The sequence below is a fragment of the Streptomyces verrucosisporus genome, from assembly GCF_017114865.1.
In the GTDB taxonomy this organism is placed as follows: domain Bacteria; phylum Actinomycetota; class Actinomycetes; order Streptomycetales; family Streptomycetaceae; genus Streptomyces; species Streptomyces fenghuangensis.
On the sequence record NZ_JADEYH010000001.1, the window covers coordinates 516,664 to 535,277 of the forward strand.

The following is an 18,614-nucleotide window of genomic DNA, read 5'->3' on the forward strand; positions in this document are numbered from 1 at the left end:
CGTGCGACTCCCGCGCGACCCCTCCGCCTCCTTTCCGCTCCTTCGCGCCCGGTGCTCCCGCCGCCGGCCCCTCGGCCGCCGGCTCTCCTAAAGGGCCGCGCCGCCCGGCTTCACCATGCCGCGGACGGTGCGGGAGTCCACGTAGTCACCCAGCGCCGTCATCTCCCACTCGCCCGAGAACTGCCGGATCAGCTTGCACATCAGCACGCCCGTGCGCGGCTCGGAACCGGTCAGGTCGAAACGGACCAGTTCCTCGCCGGTGGCGGCGTCCAGCAGGCGGCAGTACGCCTTGGCGACCTCGGTGAACTTCTGCCCGGAGAAGGAGTTGACCGTGAAGACCAGACCCGTCACCTGCGGCGGCAGGCCGCCCAGGTGGACGGTGATGGCCTCGTCGTCGCCCGCGCCCTCGCCGGTGAGGTTGTCGCCGGAGTGCTGGATAACTCCGTTCAGGATGGCGAGCCTGCCGAAGTAGCAGTTGTCGATCTTCTTGCGGTTGGCGTCATAGGCGATGACCGACGCGTCGAGGTCGACGTCCTTGCCGCGGAAGGCGGGCTCCCAGCCCAGCCCCATCCGGACCGAGGCCAGCAGCGGCTTTCCGCCCTTGACCAGGGAGACGGTCTCGTGCTTCCGCAGGTCCACCCGGCCCTTGTCCAGGTTGATCTTCCCGGTGGCGGCGGGAGCGGGAGGAGTGGCGGGCGGCGCGGCCGGCATGGCCGGAGCCGCAGGTGCGGTGGGCGCGGCGGGAGGAGCCGCGGGTGCGGCGGGCGCGGCCGGAGCGGCGGGCTCCTCCACCGTCACGCCGAAGTCCGTGGCGATGCCCGCCAGACCGTTCGCGTACCCCTGGCCGACCGCGCGGACCTTCCAGACGCCGCCCCTGCGGTAGACCTCGACGACCACCAGCGCCGTCTCCGGACCCAACCGGGGCGGGGTGAAGGTGGCCACCACCGCGCCGCTCGCCGCGTCCCGCACGGTCGCGGTGGGCTCGGTGCCGGCGAAGGTCGTGCCCGGGGCGTCGAGGCTGGCCGTCACCACGACCTTCTCGACGTCGGCGGGCACCGCGGCGGTGTCCACGGTGATGGTGTCGAGGCCGCCCGCGGAACCGTGGGCCACCCCCGGGGCGGAGGGCTGGTTGTAGAAGACGAAGTCGTCGTCGGAACGCACCTTTCCGTCGGCGGCGATCAGCAGGCCGGAGACGTCGAGCCGCGCCGGCGCGGTGACGTCCACCGCCACGCGCGCGGTGGACAGCGGAAGGTTCGAACCGGGAGTCATTGCAGTCATGGTCCGGATAACGGACCGGGCGGCTTTACGGTTCCATTACCCTGCGCCGTACGGGGACACGCTCCGTGCCGGCGGGGCGGGGGCGCGCGGGCCGGCCTCAGCGGGACGGGCGCGAGTGGCCGAAGAGCAGACGGTAGGCGATCAGCAGCACCAGGGAACCGGCGACCGCCGAGACCCACAGGGCCGGGTCGTAGAAGTCCCGCTCCACCGGGCGGTCCAGATAGGTCGCCGACAGCCAGCCGCCCACGAACGCCCCGACGATGCCGATGAGCGTGGTGCCCACCAGTCCGCCCGGGTCGCGGCCCGGCAGCAGGACCTTGGCGACGACCCCCGTGACCAGTCCCAGCACCAGCCAGCTCACGATGTCCACGATCGAACCCCTCCCCGCCGCGGGACTCCGCCCGCGGTCCGTGATCTTCGCGGGCCATCATGCCCGAACGGGGGCGCTCTGGAACACCGTCCGGTCGGGCGGCCGGGGGCGGTGCGGGACACACCGCTCCGGTGGGCGCGCCGCGTGGGGGCGGGCGCTGGCTTCCTCTCCACCGAATCTGGTTCACATCCGTGGGAGTGGCGGAAAACCCCGCCTTTCCCCGTCCGGGCGCACCACGGCCCGGACCCGCCGTTCAGGCCTCGAACTACGGTAAGCGGAGGTAATCCACGCGCTGTTCAGATACGCGTACGTGCGCCACGATCGTGCACGATCGAGCGGGAGCGGAACGAGGCTGTCGCGGTCCGGTTCCCTGATCTAGCCTTCGCCCGTCCGGCCCTTCCTCTCCGGCCGGTCCGTCCGTCCGGTCCGCGGGACCGGATCCGCCTCACACCAAGGAACCGCCGATGAGAGCTTCCGCGTTCGTCTACCCCTGGGACGTCGTCGGCGACCCGGCCGCCGCCCGCCGGATCGCCGACCTCGGTGTCGAGCAGGTCACTCTCGCCTCCGCCTACCACTCCACCAGGGCGCTCACGCCCCGTCATCCGCGCCACCGCGTCGTCGCCGCCCGGCACTCCGCCGTCTACTACCCGGTCGACCCGGCCCGCTGGGAGGGCCGGCGGCTGCGCCCGTACGCGCAGGACTGGGTCGCGGGCGAGGACCCGTACGGTGAGGCCGCGGCGGCTCTGGCCGACGCCGGACTGGAGGTGCACTCCTGGGTGATCCTCGCCCACAACACCCGCCTCGGCGGTGAGCACCCGGATCTGACCGTGCGCAACGCCTACGGCGACCGCTACCCCTGGGCGCCCTGCATCGCGCGGGAGGAGGTGCGCGTCTACGCCGCCGCCCTGGCGGCCGAGGCCGCCGTGCGGCCCGGTGCGCGCGGGGTGGAGCTGGAGTCCTGCGGCTGGTACGGGCTGGGGCACCTGAGCGCCCACGACAAGACCGGCGGGGTGCGGCTGGGCGGAGCCGGCCAGTACCTGATGTCGCTGTGCTTCTGCCCGGAGTGCGAGGCGGGGTACGCCGGGCACGGCGCCGACCCCGAGCGGCTGCGGGGCGCCGTGGCCGACGCGCTGGAGCCGCTGTGGCGCGGAGAGCGCGGGGGGAGCGGGAAGGCGGCCGGCGGGCGCGCCGGGGAGTGGCGGGAGGTGGGGGAAGCGCTGGGACAGGAGCTCGCCGGGGCTGCGGCCGCCTGGCGAGACCAGGTAGCGAGCGCTTTCCAATCGGAGGTCGTGACGGCCGTGCGGAAGGCCGCCGAGGCCCAACGGGCGGAAGGATTCCGGGTGCTGCTGCACGCCGATCCGGCGCCCCACCGCTGCGGTGCCAACGTCGGTGTGGACCCCGCCGCGGTCCTCGCCCTGGCCGATGGTGTGGTGCTGCCGTGCACCGGGGACGGTGCCGAACGCGAGGCCGTCCTGGCGCCCTTCGCCCGGCACCGGAGCCCCTCCACCGTGCTGGCCGCCAACTTCACGGTGGTCGGCGGTATGGGCGGACGCCCCGCGGAGCTGGCCGGGGACGCCGCGCACGCCCGGGAGCTGGGGGCGACCGAACTGCGGCTGTACCACGCCGGTCTGGCGTGCGAGGCGGATCTGGCGGCCGTGCGCGCCGCGCTGCCGCGTCTGGGCTGAGCCGTACCGGGCGGTACCGGGCCGGCGTCCGAGCGCGGCGCGCGGCAGCTCCCCGTGATCACCCATGCACTCGCCGTCGCGTGCAGTAAGCGCTTTCAGGCCGGTCCCCGAAAGTTCTGTCGGAACCGTTGACGGAGCCCGGGGGTCGCCCTACTTTCATCCCACCGCACGTCGTACGCGATACGTCATACGCCATATCTCGTGCGTCATATATGAGATGCCGTATGCGGGTGTGCGCGGCACCCGAGGTGCCGCGCACACCGCCGCCCGTACGCCCGTCGCCACAGCCGACCTGAGAGCCGACCGCATGAGAGCCCCCCTGACCGGTCTCGCACCGGTACCCGTCCCCTCCAGGACGCAGTACGTCATGGAGCATCTGACCCACGCCATCCTCACCGGACAGCTCCCGCCCGGGCAGCCGCTGGTGGAGACCGAGCTGGCCGCGAGATTCGGCGTGTCCAAGACCCCGGTCCGCGAGGCGCTGAAGACCCTCGCGGGCCGCGGGCTGGTCGTGATGAGCGAGTACAAGGGCGCCACCGTGCGCACCGTGGACGCCTCGATGGCCCGCTCGGTCTACGACGTGCGGCTGCTGCTGGAGCCGGAGGCGCTGCGCCGCGCCGTCACGGCGGAGGCGGACCTGGCCGGGGCCCGGGCCGCGCTGGAGCGGGCCGACGCCGCCGCCGACCGGGCCGACCGCTCGCTGGCCAACCGGGACTTCCACCGGGCCCTGTACCTGTCCTGCGGCAACCCGCTGCTGACGCGGATGCTCGACGACCTGCGCGACCAGGCGGCCCTGGTGTCCACCGTCGCATGGGAGGCCGTGCCCTCCTGGGAGCAGGAGGCCGCCGAGCACCGGGAGATCCTCGCCCGGGCCCTGGACGGGGACGCCGACGGCGCGGCCCGGCTGCTGCGCGACCACATCGAGGGATTCGTCCGCCGGGCTTTCCCGGCCGTGGAGAACCAGGAAGGTCAGGTCCAGGTATGACGGACTTCTCCCACCGGCGGGCCGCGCTCGCCGACGTCGTGGCGATCCCGGTCACACCGTTCGACGAGCGGGGCCGGCTGGACGCCGGCACCTACCGGGCCCTGGTCCGCCGGCTGCTGGACGCCGGAATCCGCGCCGTCACCCCCAACGGCAACACCAGCGAGTTCTACTCCCTCACCCCCGACGAGCGGCGGTTGGAGGTCGAACTGACCGTGGCCGAGGTGAAGGAGGCCGGAGGGAGCGCCGAGGTCGTCGTGGGCGTCGGCCACGACCCGGCCACCGCGGTCGCCGCCGCCGAGCAGGCCCGTGACGCCGGGGCCGGCATGGTGATGGTCCACCAGCCCGTGAACCCCTACGTCTCGCAGGGCGGCTGGGTGGACTACCACCGGGCCGTCGCCGAGGCCGTCCCGGAGGTGGGGGTCGTCCCCTACCTGCGCAACCCCCTCATCGAGGGCTCGGCCCTCGCCCGGCTCGGCGAGGAGTGCCCCAACGTCATCGGCGTCAAGTACGCCGTCCCCGACGCCGCGCGCTTCGCCGCCTTCGCCCGCGACGCCGGCCGGGACCGCTTCGTGTGGGTGGCCGGACTCGCCGAGCTGTACGCGCCGGCCTACTTCGCCTGCGGCGCCACCGGCTTCACCTCGGGCCTGGTCAACGTGGCCCCGCGGATCTCGCTGGAGATGCTCCGCGCCCTGCGGGCGGGGGACTTCGGCGCCGCGATGGAGGTGTGGGAGAGCATCCGCGTCTTCGAGGACCTGCGCGCCGCGCAGCAGTCGGCCAACAACGTCTCCGTCGTCAAGGAGGCCCTGGCCCATCTCGGCCTGTGCCGCCGCGACGTCCGCCCGCCGAGCCGGACGCTGCCCGAGGAGCAGCGCGCCGAGATCGCCGGGATCGTCAAGGGATGGGAGACGGCATGACCGAGCGGCACGACCGGAATGAACAGCACGAGCGGCCCGGGCAGCACGGCCGAAGCGGCGGCCCCCGCGCCCGCCGCGCGCCCGAGGAGCTGCGCAGCCACCAGTGGTACGGCACCGACGGGCTGCGCTCCTTCAGCCACCGCGCCCGCACCCGGCAGCTCGGCTACCTCCCCGAGGAGCACCTGGGCAAGCCGGTCATCGCGATCCTCAACACCTGGTCCGACATCAACCCCTGCCACCAGCACCTGCGCGAGCGCGCCGAGGCGGTCAGGCGCGGGGTGTGGCAGGCCGGCGGCTTCCCGCTCGAGTTCCCCGTCTCCACCCTCTCGGAGACCTTCCAGAAGCCCACCCCCATGCTCTACCGCAACCTGCTCTCCCTGGAGACCGAGGAGCTGCTGCGCTCCTACCCGGTGGACGGCGCGGTGCTGATGGGGGGCTGCGACAAGACCACCCCCGCCCTGCTGATGGGCGCGGCCAGCGCCGACCTGCCCACCGTCTTCGTCCCCGCCGGGCCCATGCTGCGCGGCCACTGGCGCGGCGAGACCCTCGGTTCGGGCACCGACATGTGGAAGTACTGGGACGACAAGCGCGCCGGCCTCATCGGCGACTGCGAGATGGCCGAACTGGAGTGCGGCCTGGCCCGCTCGCCCGGCCACTGCATGACCATGGGCACCGCGTCCACCATGACCGGCGCGGCCGAGGCGCTGGGCGTGACCATGCCGGGGGCGTCCTCCATCCCCGCCGTCGACTCCGGCCACTCCCGGATGGCCGCCGCGGCCGGGCGCCGGATCGTGGAGATGGCATGGACCGATCGCAGGCTCTCCACCGTCCTGACCCGAGAGGCGTACGAGGACGCCGTCGCCGCCGTGTGCGCGCTGGGCGGCTCCACCAACGCCGTCATCCATCTGATCGCCATGGCCGGGCGGTCGGGCATCGGCCTCACCCTGGACGACTTCGACCGGATCGCCCGCACCACGCCCGTGCTGGCCAACCTCCGGCCCGGCGGGAAGTACCTGATGGAGGACTTCCACTACGCGGGCGGCATGCCCGGCTTCCTCTCCCGGCTGCGGGACCACCTCCACCTGGAGCGGCCCACCGTCGCCCACGACACGCTGCGCGAGCAGATCGCCGGCGCCCTCGTCCACGACGACGACGTCATCCGCACCGCCGGCGACCCGCTCGCGGCCGAGGGAGGCGTGGCCGTGCTGCGGGGCAACCTCGCCCCGGACGGCGCGGTCATCAAGCACATCGCCGCCGAGCAGCACCTGATGAAGCACACCGGCCCGGCGGTCGTCTTCGACGACTACCGCACCATGCAGGCCACCATCAACGACCCGGACCTGGGCATCACCGCCGAGAGCGTGCTGGTGCTGCGCGGCTCCGGACCGCTGGGCGGACCGGGCATGCCGGAGTACGGGATGCTGCCGATCCCCGACCACCTGCTCAAGCAGGGCGTGCGCGACATGGTCCGCCTCTCCGACGCCCGGATGAGCGGCACCAGCTACGGCGCCTGCGTCCTGCACATCGCCCCCGAGTCCCATGTGGGCGGGCCGCTGGCCCTGGTGGAGACCGGAGATCTGATCACCCTCGACGTGGCCGCGCGCACCCTGCGCCTGGAGGTCGACGACGCCGAACTGGAACGCCGGCGCGCCGCCTGGCGCCCGCCCGGGCGGCGCTACGGGCGCGGCTACGGGGCGCTGTACGAGGAGCACATCACCCAGGCCGACACCGGCTGCGACTTCGCCTTCCTCGCCCGCCCCGGCGAGGTCCCCGAACCCTACGCGGGCTGACCGCCCGCACCGCACCGCCACCGCACCACAGACCGTCCCAACCACCCGCCGACACGACATCTCGAACGACGTTCGACAGTCATTCGACGACAGAACGGAGCACCGGCAATGGCCCTCACCGCCGTGCCGAAGAAGCGCCCCCTACCAGGGAGGCCGGGGAAACCGGGGAAACCGGGGAAGCCGGGGAAGCAGGGGATGCCCAGGCTCACCGGTAAGCGCGGCCTGCCGTACGTACTGATCGCGCCCGCCGGGCTGCTGATGCTGGGCTTCATCGCCTACCCGATGCTCAGCGTCCTCTACTACAGCCTCCAGCACTACAACGTCACCAAGCCCTGGCGGAACGGCTTCGCGGGTCTGGACAACTTCCGGGAGATCTTCTTCGAGGACCCGCTGTTCTGGCAGACCCTCGCCTTCAGCGCCAAGTGGGTCGTCGCCGAGGTCGGCCTCCAGCTCGTCTTCGGCCTGGCGCTCGCGCTGATCGTCAACCAGACGTTCGTCGGCCGCGGCATCGCCCGGGCCCTGGTCTTCTCGCCCTGGGCCGTCTCCGGTGTGCTCACCACCACGATCTGGATCCTGCTGTACAACCCCTCCACGGGCCTGAGCCGCTATCTGGCGGACGCCGGCATCGGCGAGTACGGCACCTCCGTCCTCTCCGACACCGGAACCGTCTTCTGGGCCGCGGTGCTGGCCGAACTGTGGCGCGGCGTGCCCTTCTTCGCGATCCTCATCCTCGCCGACCTGCAGTCCATCTCCAAGGACCTGTACGAGGCGGCCTCGGTGGACGGCGCCAGCCGCTTCCGGCAGTTCTGGCACATCACCCTGCCGCACCTGAAGGACGCGATCATCCTCTCCACCCTGCTGCGCGCGGTGTGGGAGTTCAACAACGTCGACCTGCTCTACACCCTCACCGGCGGCGGACCGGCCGGCGTGACCACCACGCTCCCGCTCTACGTCGCCAACACCGGGATCGAGGGCCACGACTTCGGCTACGCCTCCGCGCTGACCACCGTGGCCTTCGTGATCCTGCTCTTCTGCTCGATCCTCTATCTGCGCCTGAGCAAGTTCGGAGGCGACGACAAGTGACCGCGGCGATCGTGGAGAAGGGCGTCCAGACGCCCGCCCCGGCCGACGGGGAGACCCCGCCCCCGGCCGGCAGGAAGGCACGGCAGCGCAAGCTCGACGACGGGCCGCCGCGCTGGCAGATCTACCTGCCCCTGGGCATCTACCTGCTCTTCACCCTCATCCCCTTCTACTGGATGCTGCTGTTCGCGCTCCGCCCCTCCGGATCCACCTCGCTGGTGCCCTGGCCGATGACCGGCGAGCACTTCGAGAAGGTCTGGAACGAGCGCAGCTTCGGCACCTACTTCCTCAACAGCACCCAGGTCGGCATCGCCTCGATGGTGATGACGATGGCGGTGGCCCTGGCCGGCGGGTACGCCCTGGCGCGCTTCCGGTTCCGGATGAAGAACGCCTTCATGCTGGCGCTGCTGTGCTCGCAGTTCATCCCCGGCGCGCTGATGCTGGTCCCGCTGTTCGAGACCTTCCGCAACCTCCAGCTCATCAACTCCATGTGGAGCGTGATCATCGCGGAGACGGTCTTCCAGCTTCCGCTGTCGATGATCCTGATCAGCGGCTTCATCAAGAACGTCCCCGAGTCGCTGGAGGAGGCCGCCTGGGTGGACGGCTGCTCCCGGCTGCGGGCGTTCGCGGCCATCGTGCTGCCGATGCTGCGGCCCGGGCTGATCGCGGTGGGCTCCTTCGCCTTCGTGCACAGCTGGAACCACTTCCTGTTCGCCCTGATGTTCCTCTCCTCGCAGGAGAAGCAGACGATCCCGGTGGGCCTGAACACCCTCATCGGCTCGGACAGCGTGGACCTGGGCGCGCTCGCGGCGGGCGGCGTGGTCGCCGCCGTGCCCGTGGTGATCATCTTCGCCTTCATCCAGAAATGGCTGATCACCGGATTCAGCGCGGGGGCGGTGAAGGGCTGATGACTCCCCCCGCCCCCGCCTTCGACACCGCCCGCCCCCTGCCGGTCGTGCTGGCCGGTGCCCGCGGCCACGGCCGCTGGCACCTGGACAACATCCGCCGCCTCGTGCGAGAGGGCCTGGTCCGCCTGGCCGGGATCTGCGAGCTGACCCCGCTGGACGGCGACGAGCTGGCCGGCCTCGGCGGCCCCGAGCAGTCGGCCGACTTCGCGGCCCTGCTGGAGAGCACCGGCGCTCGGATCGCCGTAGTCTGCACCCCGATCCACACCCACACCGACCTGGCGCTGACCGCCGCCGAACGGGGCGTGCACCTGCTGCTGGAGAAACCGCCCGCGCCCTCGTACGCGGAGTTCGAGCGGATGGTGAAGGGGGTGCGGGCGGCGGGCGTCGCCTGCCAGATCGGCTTCCAGTCGCTGGGCTCGCACGCCGTCACCGCGGCGCGCGAACTGATCGCCGACGGTGCGATCGGCACGGTGCGCGGCATCGGCGCGGCCGGAGCGTGGAGCCGCGACCTGGCCTACTGGGACCGCGCCCCCTGGGCCGGCCGGCGCCGCCTGGAGGGCCGGGACGTGGTGGACGGCGTCCTGACCAACCCCCTGGCCCACGCGGTGGCCACCGCGCTGCGCATCGACGGCGCGGACCGCGCCGAGGACGTCGCCGGCATCGAGCTGGAGCTGTACCGCGCCAACGCCATCGAGTCCGACGACACCTCATGCGTCCGGCTGCGCACCGCGCACGGCGACGGGACGGCGGGCGAGATCACCGCGGCCGTGACCCTGTGCGCCGAGCGGCCCGGCGAGCCCTACGTCGTCGTCCACGGCACCGGCGGCCGGATCACCTTCTGGTACAAGCAGGACCGCCTGCTGCTGGAGCGCGACGGACACGCGCCCGAGACCACCGAGCACGCCCGCACCGATCTGCTGCGCAACCTGGTGGCCCACCTCACCGACGGCGAGGAGCTGCTGGTGCCGCCCGAGCGCACCGGCGCCTTCATGCGGCTGGTGGAGGCCGTGCGCACCGCGCCCGAGCCGCGCCCGCTGCCCGGCAGCGCCTGGCGCACCGAGCCCGGCGTCGGCGGCGGCGCCGGGGAGGCATCCGCCCGGCGGATCGTCACCGGCGTCGACGAGCTGGTCGCGGCGGGGGCCGAGGAGCTGGCCCTGTACTCCGAGCTGTCCGACGGCTCCGGCCCGCGCGCGCCCTGGGCCGCCCCGGTGGCGGAGCCCGGACGGCAGCCCGAGCGGCAGCCCGAGCGGAAGGGAGCCGTGGCATGAGCGCACCGCACCCGCACACCGCCGAAACCCCGGGCACCGCCGAAACTCCGGGCACCGCCGAAACTCCGGACGTCTCCGAAACCGCCGGATCCGTCGAACTGCGCTGCGGCGGACGGGCGGTCGCCCGCTACGAGTACCGGCCGCGCCTGGCCGGGAGGGAGTCGCCGCGCCCCTACCTGCACCCCGTCCGCACCCTGGGCGGCACCGCCGTCACCGAGCTGCGGCCCGCCGACCATGTGCACCACCTCGGGGTGAGCGTGGCCGTCCCCGACGTCGGCGGCGCCAACTTCTGGGGCGGGCGCACCTTCGTCCGCGACCGGGGACCGGTCGAGCTGGACAACCACGGGCACCAGAACCACCTGGGCTGGACCGACCTGCGCGAGGACGGCTTCACCGAGGAGATCGCCTGGCAGCGGGGCGGGCGGCGGCTGCTGACCGAGCGCCGCACCGTCACCGCGCGGACGCTGGACGCGAATTGCTGGGCGCTGGACTTCACCACCGAACTCACCAACGTCTGCGGCGAGGAGCTGTCGGTGGGCAGCCCGGCCACCAACGGCCGCCCCGGCGCCGGCTACGGCGGCTTCTTCTGGCGCCCGCCCGTCGGATCCCGCCCGCCGCGGGTGTTCACCGGGGACGCCGAGGGCGAGGAGGCGGTGCACGGCTCACGGGCGCCCTGGCTGGCCATGGCGACCGACGCCTGGACGCTGGTGTTCGCCGGGGCCACCGAGGACACCCGCCGCGACCGGTGGTTCGTACGCGCCGCCGAGTACCCGGGGGTCGGGTCCGCGCTGGCCTGGGACGGCAGACTGCCGCTGCCGGCCGGGCGGGCGGTGGTGCGGCGGGTGGTCACCGGTGTCGCCGACGGGCAACTGGAGCGGGCCGCCGCCGCCGAGGTCGCCGCCCGGCTCACCGGGAAGGAGGCGCCCCGATGACGGCCCCGCCCGAGACCCCGGCTCCCACCGCCCCGGCCGGCACGTACCGCAACCCGGTGCTGGACGCCGACTGGCCCGACCCCGACGCCATCCGCGTCGGCGACGACTACTACCTGACCGCCTCCAGCTTCGGCCGCGCCCCCGGCCTGCCCATCCTCCACTCCCGCGACCTGGTCAACTGGCGGATCATCGGCCACGCCCTGAAGCGGCTGGAGCCCGAGCAGGCGTTCACCGCCCCGCGCCACGACTGCGGGGTGTGGGCGCCGTCCATCCGCCACCACGCCGGCCGCTTCTGGATCTTCTGGGGCGACCCCGACCACGGCATCTACCAGATCAGCGCCGAGGACGTGCGGGGCCCGTGGAGCAGACCGCACCTGCTGAAGGCCGGCCGCGGACTGATCGACCCCTGCCCGCTGTGGGACACCGACGGCCGCGCCTACCTGGTGCACGCCTGGGCGAAGTCCCGCTCGGGGGTCAAGAACCGGCTGACCGGCCACCGGATGAGCCCCGACGGCCGCGAACTGCTCGACGCCGGCCGCACGGTCGTCGACGGCGACGCGCTGCCCGGCTGGTTCACCCTGGAGGGCCCCAAGCTCTACCGGCACGGCGGCTGGTACTGGATCTTCGCCCCGGCCGGGGGAGTGGAGACCGGCTGGCAGGGCGCGTTCCGCTCCCGGGACTTCTTCGGCCCCTACGAGGAGCGCATCGTGCTCGCCCAGGGCCGCACCGGCGTCAACGGCCCGCACCAGGGGGCGTGGGTGCGGGCGGCCGACGGCTCCGACTGGTTCCTCCACTTCCAGCAGCGCGGCGCGTACGGGCGGGTGGTGCACCTGCAGCCGATGGACTGGGACGGACACGGCTGGCCGGTGATCGGCGACGGGGGCGAACCCGTCGCCGCCCACCGCCCGCCCGTCCCCGCCGAGCGCCCCGCGGCCCCCGCCACCGACGACGACTTCCCCGGCGGCCGCTTCGGCCACCAGTGGTCCTGGACCGCCAACCCGGGGCAGGGCTGGACGGTCGCCCACGGCGGTGACGGGCTGCGGCTGGTCTGCCGCCGCACCGCCGACGCCCACGACCTGCGCCGGCTGCCGAACGTACTGGTCCAGCGGATGCCCGGCCGCCCGTGCGCGGTCGAGGCCGAGCTGCGGCTGGACGGCGCGGGCGCCGGCGCCAGGGCCGGACTGGCCGTCCTGGGCGACGCGTTCGCCTGGATCGGCCTGGAGCGGGACGCCTCGGGGACGACCCGTCTGGTCCACCGCTTCGCCGAACCCGCCGCCGCGCACGAGCGGGACGCCGCCCGCTCCCGGCCCGCGCCGAGCGGCCGAGCCCGCCTGCGCGTCGAACTCCTCCCCGGCGCCCGCTGCCTGTTCTCGGCGCGCACCGGGGACGACGGCGGCTTCATCCCCTCCGGCCCGCCCTTCGCCGCCACCCCCTGGCGCTGGGTGGGCGCCCAGCTCGGCCTGTTCGCCGCCGCTCCCGAAGGCGGCGAGCCGGCCGGAACCGCGGACTTCAACCGGTTCCGCGTCACCTGATCCGGTCCGCCGGACACCTCCGCACCCGGACAACCGAACCCGGACACCCCCGCACGATCCATCCCCAGGACAACCCGCATCCCCGACCCACGAACACCCAAGCGGAAACGCACGACCAGGAAAGAGACTCGACGATGAGTGGAAACAACAGCCGCAGACCCCGTGCCCGCACCCTGCTGGCCCTGGGTATCAGCGCGTCCCTGGCCCTGACCGCCACCGCCTGCGGCGGCTCGGGCACCGAGACGGGCAGCGAGGGCGAGGGCGAGGGGAAGATCGTCTTCTGGGACAACAACGGCGGTGTGCGCACCGAGGTCTGGAAGAAGATCATCACCAGGTTCGAGGAGGAGAACCCGGAGATCGACGTGGAGTACGTCGGCATACCCATCGCCGACGTGCAGTCCAAGTACGACACCGCCATCCAGGGCGGCGGCGACAGCCTGCCGGACGTCGGCATGGTCGGCACGGCCTACCTCGCCAACATGGTCGCCCAGGGCGCCCTGGACCCGGTCGGCGACCGGATCGAGGAAGGCCCCCTGAAGGGCAAGCTGGTCAACGGCATGGTCGAGAGCGTCAAGGCCGCCGGTGGCGAGAAGGACCAGATGTTCACCGTCCCGACCTCCGCCAACCAGGGCGTGCTGTGGTACCGCACCGACCTGTTCGAGGCGGCCGGTCTGGAGGGGCCCACCAGCTGGGAGAACTTCTACACGGCCGCCGAGGAGCTGACCGACAGGAAGAACAACCGGTTCGGCTTCACCATCCGCGGCGGTGCGGGCTCCGTGGCCCAGGCGCTGGAGATGATGTACGCCCAGTCCGGCGTCGAGAGCTTCTGGAACGGCGACAGGACCACCGTCAACGCCCCCGAGAACGTCAAGGCGCTGGAGGAGTACGTCAGCCTGTACAACAAGTACACGCCCAAGGCCGACCTGAACAACGACTTCACCAAGATGGTCGCCACCTTCACCGGCGGCGAGGTCGGCATGCTCCAGCACAACCTGGGCTCCTACACCGACCACGTGAAGGCGTTCGGCGAGGACGGCGTCGACGGACTGCCGATGCCGCCCTCCTCCGAGGGCGGCCCGCGCACCCTGGTGTCCAACCCGGTCGACGGGCTCGGGCTGTTCAAGTCCAGCGGGAACAAGGCGGCGGCCTGGAAGTTCATCGAGTTCGCCGCGTCCGCCGAGATGAACAGCCTCTGGAACGAGTCCGCGGGCGCCATCCCCGCCCACACCGACGCCGCGGACGACGAGTGGATCAACAAGGCCAAGCCCACCAAGGCGGCCATGGAGTCGCTCGACGACCCGAACACCAAGATCGTCCAGCTGCCGTACTACCTGCCGGACTGGAACAGCATCAGCAAGGCCGACACCGAGCCCAACTTCCAGAAGCTGCTGCTGGGGCGGATGACGGCCAAGGAGTTCGCCGACGACCTGGCGAAGCGGCTCAACGAGGCCCAGGCCGAGTGGAGCGAGCAGAAGGGCTGACGCCCCTCCGCGGCGGGGCGGCACCGCACCGGACCGCCCCGCCGCACCCGCCCGGGGGCCGGCCCGCCGCGCCGTCCGCGCCCACCGGAAGCCCACGGAGCCCCGGATGTACCCGGAACCCGGACATACCCCGCACGACCCGCACGACCCGCACGACCGAACACGTCTGAAGGAGTCGCAGTGCAGAGAAAAGTGTGCCAAGCACGTGTCATAGCCCTGACAGGATGTGCCTCACTCGTCCTGGCGGCCCTCGCCGTACCCGCCCAGGCCGCACCGCGCCACGGCGGTGACCAGACCCGCGCCGTCCTGTCGAAGAACGACGGCTGGGCCTCGGCCGAGGACGGCACCACCGGCGGCGCCGCCGCCGACGCCGACCACGTCTTCACCGTCACCAACCGCGCCGAGCTGGCCGCGGCGCTGAACGACAGCGACGACACGCCGAAGATCATCAAGGTCAAGGGCACGGTCCACGGCAACGCCGATGACCAGGGACGGCCGCTGAACTGCGAGGACTACCAGCGCGACGGCTACACCCTGGAGAAGTACCTCCAGGCGTACGATCCCGACGTCTGGGGCGAGACCGAACCCTCGGGACCGATGGAGGAGGCCCGCGCCGCCTCGGCCGACGAGCAGGAAAAGCGGGTCAAGCTCAACGTCGGCTCCAACACCACCCTGATCGGCGTGGGCGATGACGCCACCATCCTCGGCGCCAGCCTCCAGATCCGGGGCGTGGAGAACGTCATCGTCCGCAACATCACCTTCGAGGACACCTACGACTGCTTCCCGCAGTGGGACCCCACCGACGGGGAGAGCGGAGCCTGGAACTCCGAGTACGACAACGTCGTCGTCTACGGTTCCCGCCACGTCTGGATCGACCACAACACCTTCACCGACGGCCGCCGCCCCGACAGCGGGCAGCCGCGCTACTTCGGGCAGCTCTTCCAGCAGCACGACGGCCTGCTCGACATCGTGCGCGGCGCCGATCTGGTGACGGTGAGCTGGAACGTCTTCACCGAGCACGACAAGACCATCCTGCTGGGCAACAGCGACAAGGCCGAGGCCGACGACCGCGGCAAGCTGCGCACCACCTTCCACCACAATCTCTTCGAGGACGTCAACGAGCGCGCCCCGCGTGTGCGTTTCGGCCAGGTGGACGCCTACAACAACCACTTCAAGCAGAACGAGGACGCCAAGTACGGCTACACCTGGGGCATCGGCAAGGAGGCCGCGCTCGTCGCCGAGCACAACGCCTTCACCCTCCACAAGGGCCTGACCCCGGCCGACACCATCCGCCAGTGGACCCCCGGCACCTCCATGACCGAGCGGAACAACTGGGTCAACGGCCGGTACGTGGACCTGCTGGGCGCCTACAACGCCGCCAACCCCGACCGCCTCCTGGGCGACGACGCGGGCTGGACCCCGGCCCTGCGCACCCGCGTCCACCACCCGCTGGCCGTCCCGTACCTGGTGGACTGGTACGCCGGAGCCGGGGAGATCAAGGTCAGGGACGGAAAGGGCCGCAGGTGAGCGCCGCCTGACGCGGTGTGCTCCCGGCCGGAGCCGGCGCCACCGTCCGTCCGGCCCCGGTGCGGCACCGGGGCCGGACGCGGCACCCATCGGGTCAGTGCGGGCCGGGGGTGACGAAGCCGCTCTCGTAGGCGGTGATGACCGCCTGGGTGCGGTCGCGTGCGCCGAGTTTGGCGAGGACGGCGGCCACATGGGTCTTGACGGTGGCGGCTCCCACCGCCATCCGGTCGGCGATCTCGGCGTTGGTCAGGCCGCCTGCCATCAGCCGCAGCACCTGCGCCTCGCGTCCGGTAAGCCGGGTGCGCAGGCTCCGGCCGCGGTGGTGCGGTGCGTAACGGACGGCCAGGGAGCGCACGGCGGCGGGGAACAGCAGGCAGTCGCCGCGGGCCACCAGCCTTACGGCCGCGACCATTTCCTCGGCCGCGGAGCGTTTGAGGAGGAAGCCCGCGGCGCCCGCGCGCAGGGCGTCGTAGACATAGGAGTCATTCTCGAAGGTGGTCACCACCAGGATCCGGGGTGCGTCCTCGCCCATGGTCTCCAGCAGGTGCTCGGTGGCGCGTATGCCGTCGAGTTCGGGCATGCGCACGTCCATCAGCACCACGTCGGGGCGCAGGGCGCGGACGGTGGAGACGGCCTCGGCGCCGGTGGCGGCCTCGCCGGTGACCTCCATGCCGTCCTGCGCGCCGAGGATGGCCCGCAGTGCGGTGCGCACCAGCATCTCGTCGTCGGCGACGACGATCCGCAGCGGGGAGGTGCCGGTGTCGTTCACCGTTCTCCTCCCAGGGGCAGGCGTACGGTCAGCCGCCAGTTGCCCTCCAGCGGGCCGGCCTGGGCGCGGCCGCCGAGTGCGGCGGCCCGTTCGGCCGTGCCGTGCAGGCCGGTGCCGCCGCCGGGGCGGGGCCGGTGCGGGCGGCTTCGGGGGCGCAGCGGGTTGTCCATGGTGATGAGCAGTTCCTCGTCGCGGAGGGTGAGCGAGAGGGTGACTGGTGCCCGGCCCGCGTGGCGCAGTGCGTTGGACAGGCCCTCCTGGATGATGCGGTACGCCTCCCGGGACACCGTCTCGGGCAGGAGCTTCGGCGTCTCCCGCCAGGGGGCGGGGCCGGTGGTGAGGGTCACGGGTGTGCCGCCGGCGCGGGTCCGCTCCAGCAGGGCGCCGAGTTGGGCGAGGGTCGGTCCGGCCGGGGTGCGCGAGGGTGTCTCGCCGTCCTCGCGCAGCATTCCCAGCACGGTGTCGAGTTCGCCGGTGGTGTGCCGGGCGGTCTCCTCGATGGCGGTCAGTGCCCGGCGGACGAACTCCGGGTCGGAGCCGAGTACGGTGCGGGCCGCGCCCGCCTGGAGTGCCACCGCGCTCAGTGCGTGGCCGACGCAGTCGTGCAGTTCGCGGGCGATCCGGTCGCGGGCGGCGAGCGCGGCGGCGCGGGCCTCGGCGGCGGCCAGCCGGTCCGCGGGTGCGGGCCGAGCAGGGCGGGGGCGCAGCGGGCCAGCAGGGCGCCCGCTGCCCACACCGCCGCCACCAGGGCGGCGAGCAGGGCGGCCGCGGTCGCCGGTGCTGTCCACAGGGCCGTGTCCGGTGTGTTCCAGTGCCACTGCCAGCGGCTTTCGCGCAGTTCGGGGGAGAAGGGCATGGCCGTCAGCACCGCCGCGGTGGGCGGGATGGCCAGGGTGGCGCCGCTGACCGGTGCGCCCAGCCCGAGGTGGAGGGTGAACCACACCGCTGTGCGTCGCCGGGCGGCCCAGGAGGTGGCCGGTGCGGTGGTGGGTTCCTCGCCGGGGGTGCGGCACAGTGTCCGTGCGGCGGTGCTCTCCAGGGTGCGGGTCAGCGGGAGGAGCGCGGTGGCGGCGGCCGGTGGCAGGGACAGTCCGTATGCGGCGAGTTGCCAGCCCGGTTGCCGCAGGGGGTCGGCGCCGGGTACGGCGACGGAGATCACCACGGTGGTCAGCAGGAAGTACGGCATCAGCAGCGCGCCGCCCAGCAGCAGGTGGACCCAGCGCAGCCGCAGCCGCCGGAGGTGTTCCGCGCGCGTCCCGCTCACCTTGCCCACCCCGACAGTCCTGGTCGTCCTGGCCCTCCGGTCACTCGGCGGCGGTGTGCCGGGGGTGTGCGGCGGCCGGTGTGCGCCCGGTGGCCGGCCGGGCGGCCCGCTCGGCGAACAGGTGGGCTCCGGTGGCGAGTACGAGCATCCCGGCGAGCACCTCCACAGAGTAGGTCAGTGTCATCAGGGCGGTGTCCTGCCGGGACGGATCCACCATGCCGTCGTTGAAGACGCCGGTCAGCAGGGACCAGCCGCCTCTGGTGGCCAGAACGCTGCTTCCGGTCCAGGCCAGGGCGACGGCGGTGCGCAGCCGTATCGATGCGGCCCGGCCGGTGGGGAAGGCGAGCAGCAGCACGCCCGTCGCGGCGGCGGCCGCCAGCAGTGAGAGGACGGGGACGGCGATGGCGATGGGGGTGAGCAGTCCGGTGGCGGTCCACAGGGGCAGGGCGGTCAGCCAGGCGGGCAGTCGCCTGCCTCGGGGGAGGGTGAGGGCGAGGACGAGGACGAGGGCGACGACCGCGGCGTCCATCGCCACGGTCAGGGAGTTGGCGAGGGCCAGTGAGGTGGTGTTCTCGGGGGCGCGCGGTGCGCTGCCCTCCGGGATGCCGATGTGGAGGCCGCACAGCCAGGCGGTCTTGAGGGCCAGGTACGGCAGGCAGGCGGCGATGGTGGTGGCGCGCAGCAGCCGGCGCAGGGGGCCGGTGCGGGTGGTGCGGGGCGCGGTGCCGGCGCTGTCGGGGTCCGGGGTGGTGTGCGTGGGTGTCATGGCTCCACGTTCCCGCCCCGGCCCTGCGCCGCGCTTCCTGCCGGGAGTGGAACCGCCTCCCCCGT

At 72.9% G+C, this 18,614-nt stretch carries 17 protein-coding genes; 11 read left to right on the forward strand and 6 right to left on the reverse strand.

What is annotated here, in order from left to right; translation table 11 throughout:
• Positions 1-87: 87 nt before the first annotated feature.
• Both IQ279_RS02350 and IQ279_RS02355 read right to left on the reverse strand, forming a co-directional pair.
• Entirely contained in the window at positions 88-1,269 is a 1,182-nt protein-coding gene (locus IQ279_RS02350) for a TerD family protein (protein WP_206346676.1), read from the reverse strand.
• A gap of 106 nt (positions 1,270-1,375) precedes the next feature.
• Positions 1,376-1,648 carry a GlsB/YeaQ/YmgE family stress response membrane protein gene (locus IQ279_RS02355; protein ID WP_206346542.1) on the reverse strand — a complete coding sequence of 91 codons (273 nt, stop codon included), beginning with the start codon at positions 1,646-1,648 and terminating at the stop codon, positions 1,376-1,378.
• A 464-nt stretch (positions 1,649-2,112) separates the two neighbouring features.
• Here IQ279_RS02355 and IQ279_RS02360 point away from each other — a divergent pair, with 464 nt between their 5' ends.
• The 11 genes from IQ279_RS02360 to IQ279_RS02410 all read left to right on the forward strand — a co-directional run bounded on the left by IQ279_RS02360 (position 2,113) and on the right by IQ279_RS02410 (position 15,750).
• Entirely contained in the window at positions 2,113-3,333 is a 1,221-nt protein-coding gene (locus IQ279_RS02360; protein ID WP_206346543.1) for a hypothetical protein, read from the forward strand.
• 307 nt (positions 3,334-3,640) lie between these two features.
• The gene (locus IQ279_RS02365; RefSeq protein WP_206346544.1) at positions 3,641-4,318 is read left to right on the forward strand and encodes a GntR family transcriptional regulator; all 678 of its coding nucleotides are present in this window, start codon (positions 3,641-3,643) and stop codon (positions 4,316-4,318) included.
• The gene (locus IQ279_RS02370; protein ID WP_206346545.1) at positions 4,315-5,232 is read left to right on the forward strand and encodes a dihydrodipicolinate synthase family protein; all 918 of its coding nucleotides are present in this window, start codon (positions 4,315-4,317) and stop codon (positions 5,230-5,232) included. Before IQ279_RS02365 ends, IQ279_RS02370 begins: the two co-directional genes overlap by 4 nt.
• Positions 5,229-7,022, forward strand: a complete 1,794-nt coding sequence (gene araD, locus IQ279_RS02375) for an L-arabinonate dehydratase (RefSeq protein WP_206346546.1) — start codon at positions 5,229-5,231, stop codon at positions 7,020-7,022. Before IQ279_RS02370 ends, araD begins: the two co-directional genes overlap by 4 nt.
• 195 nt (positions 7,023-7,217) lie before the next feature.
• On the forward strand, positions 7,218-8,105 hold the full coding sequence (locus IQ279_RS02380) for a carbohydrate ABC transporter permease (protein WP_206346547.1): 888 nt from the start codon (positions 7,218-7,220) through the stop codon (positions 8,103-8,105).
• The gene (locus tag IQ279_RS02385) at positions 8,102-9,010 is read left to right on the forward strand and encodes a carbohydrate ABC transporter permease (protein WP_206346548.1); all 909 of its coding nucleotides are present in this window, start codon (positions 8,102-8,104) and stop codon (positions 9,008-9,010) included. Before IQ279_RS02380 ends, IQ279_RS02385 begins: the two co-directional genes overlap by 4 nt.
• Positions 9,010-10,278, forward strand: a complete 1,269-nt coding sequence (locus tag IQ279_RS02390; RefSeq protein ID WP_241027390.1) for a Gfo/Idh/MocA family protein — start codon at positions 9,010-9,012, stop codon at positions 10,276-10,278. The genes IQ279_RS02385 and IQ279_RS02390 overlap by 1 nt, the downstream gene beginning before the upstream one ends.
• Positions 10,275-11,210 carry a DUF6807 domain-containing protein gene (locus IQ279_RS02395; protein ID WP_206346550.1) on the forward strand — a complete coding sequence of 312 codons (936 nt, stop codon included), beginning with the start codon at positions 10,275-10,277 and terminating at the stop codon, positions 11,208-11,210. The genes IQ279_RS02390 and IQ279_RS02395 overlap by 4 nt, the downstream gene beginning before the upstream one ends.
• Positions 11,207-12,742 (forward strand): glycoside hydrolase family 43 protein, encoded by a 1,536-nt coding sequence (locus tag IQ279_RS02400; RefSeq protein ID WP_206346551.1) that lies wholly within the window; start codon positions 11,207-11,209, stop codon positions 12,740-12,742. The genes IQ279_RS02395 and IQ279_RS02400 overlap by 4 nt, the downstream gene beginning before the upstream one ends.
• Before the next feature lie 134 nt (positions 12,743-12,876).
• Positions 12,877-14,223: an ABC transporter substrate-binding protein gene (locus IQ279_RS02405; protein WP_206346552.1), complete on the forward strand. Its 1,347-nt coding sequence runs from the start codon at positions 12,877-12,879 to the stop codon at positions 14,221-14,223.
• Between the two features lie 180 nt (positions 14,224-14,403).
• A complete protein-coding gene (locus tag IQ279_RS02410; protein ID WP_206346553.1) occupies positions 14,404-15,750 on the forward strand; it encodes a pectate lyase family protein in 1,347 nt (448 codons plus the stop codon).
• A 94-nt stretch (positions 15,751-15,844) separates the two neighbouring features.
• Here the strand turns inward: IQ279_RS02410 and IQ279_RS02415 are convergent, their stop codons facing one another.
• Genes IQ279_RS02415 through IQ279_RS02425 form a run of 4 tightly spaced genes read right to left on the reverse strand, consistent with a single transcriptional unit; the run spans position 15,845 to position 18,549 of the window.
• Complete coding sequence (locus IQ279_RS02415) at positions 15,845-16,468, reverse strand: response regulator (protein ID WP_241027514.1); 624 nt, start codon at positions 16,466-16,468, stop codon at positions 15,845-15,847.
• 47 nt (positions 16,469-16,515) lie between these two features.
• Entirely contained in the window at positions 16,516-17,094 is a 579-nt protein-coding gene (locus IQ279_RS28605) for a sensor histidine kinase (RefSeq protein ID WP_307792094.1), read from the reverse strand.
• Between the two features lie 5 nt (positions 17,095-17,099).
• On the reverse strand, positions 17,100-17,783 hold the full coding sequence (locus IQ279_RS28610) for a hypothetical protein (RefSeq protein ID WP_307792041.1): 684 nt from the start codon (positions 17,781-17,783) through the stop codon (positions 17,100-17,102).
• A gap of 40 nt (positions 17,784-17,823) precedes the next feature.
• Positions 17,824-18,549 carry a hypothetical protein gene (locus tag IQ279_RS02425; protein WP_241027391.1) on the reverse strand — a complete coding sequence of 242 codons (726 nt, stop codon included), beginning with the start codon at positions 18,547-18,549 and terminating at the stop codon, positions 17,824-17,826.
• Positions 18,550-18,614 lie beyond the last annotated feature (65 nt).

Coding starts and splice junctions, on each gene's coding strand:
- IQ279_RS02360 (WP_206346543.1), top strand. CDS start 2,113: ATGAGAGCTTCCGCGTTCGTCTACCCCTGGGACGTCGTCGGCGACCCG.
- IQ279_RS02380 (WP_206346547.1), top strand. CDS start 7,218: ATGCCCAGGCTCACCGGTAAGCGCGGCCTGCCGTACGTACTGATCGCG.
- IQ279_RS02370 (WP_206346545.1), top strand. CDS start 4,315: ATGACGGACTTCTCCCACCGGCGGGCCGCGCTCGCCGACGTCGTGGCG.
- IQ279_RS02395 (WP_206346550.1), top strand. CDS start 10,275: ATGAGCGCACCGCACCCGCACACCGCCGAAACCCCGGGCACCGCCGAA.
- IQ279_RS02415 (WP_241027514.1), bottom strand. CDS start 16,468: ATGCTGGTGCGCACCGCACTGCGGGCCATCCTCGGCGCGCAGGACGGC.
- IQ279_RS02365 (WP_206346544.1), top strand. CDS start 3,641: ATGAGAGCCCCCCTGACCGGTCTCGCACCGGTACCCGTCCCCTCCAGG.
- IQ279_RS02400 (WP_206346551.1), top strand. CDS start 11,207: ATGACGGCCCCGCCCGAGACCCCGGCTCCCACCGCCCCGGCCGGCACG.
- IQ279_RS02425 (WP_241027391.1), bottom strand. CDS start 18,549: ATGACACCCACGCACACCACCCCGGACCCCGACAGCGCCGGCACCGCG.
- IQ279_RS02350 (WP_206346676.1), bottom strand. CDS start 1,269: ATGACTCCCGGTTCGAACCTTCCGCTGTCCACCGCGCGCGTGGCGGTG.
- IQ279_RS02405 (WP_206346552.1), top strand. CDS start 12,877: ATGAGTGGAAACAACAGCCGCAGACCCCGTGCCCGCACCCTGCTGGCC.
- IQ279_RS02390 (WP_241027390.1), top strand. CDS start 9,010: ATGACTCCCCCCGCCCCCGCCTTCGACACCGCCCGCCCCCTGCCGGTC.
- araD (WP_206346546.1), top strand. CDS start 5,229: ATGACCGAGCGGCACGACCGGAATGAACAGCACGAGCGGCCCGGGCAG.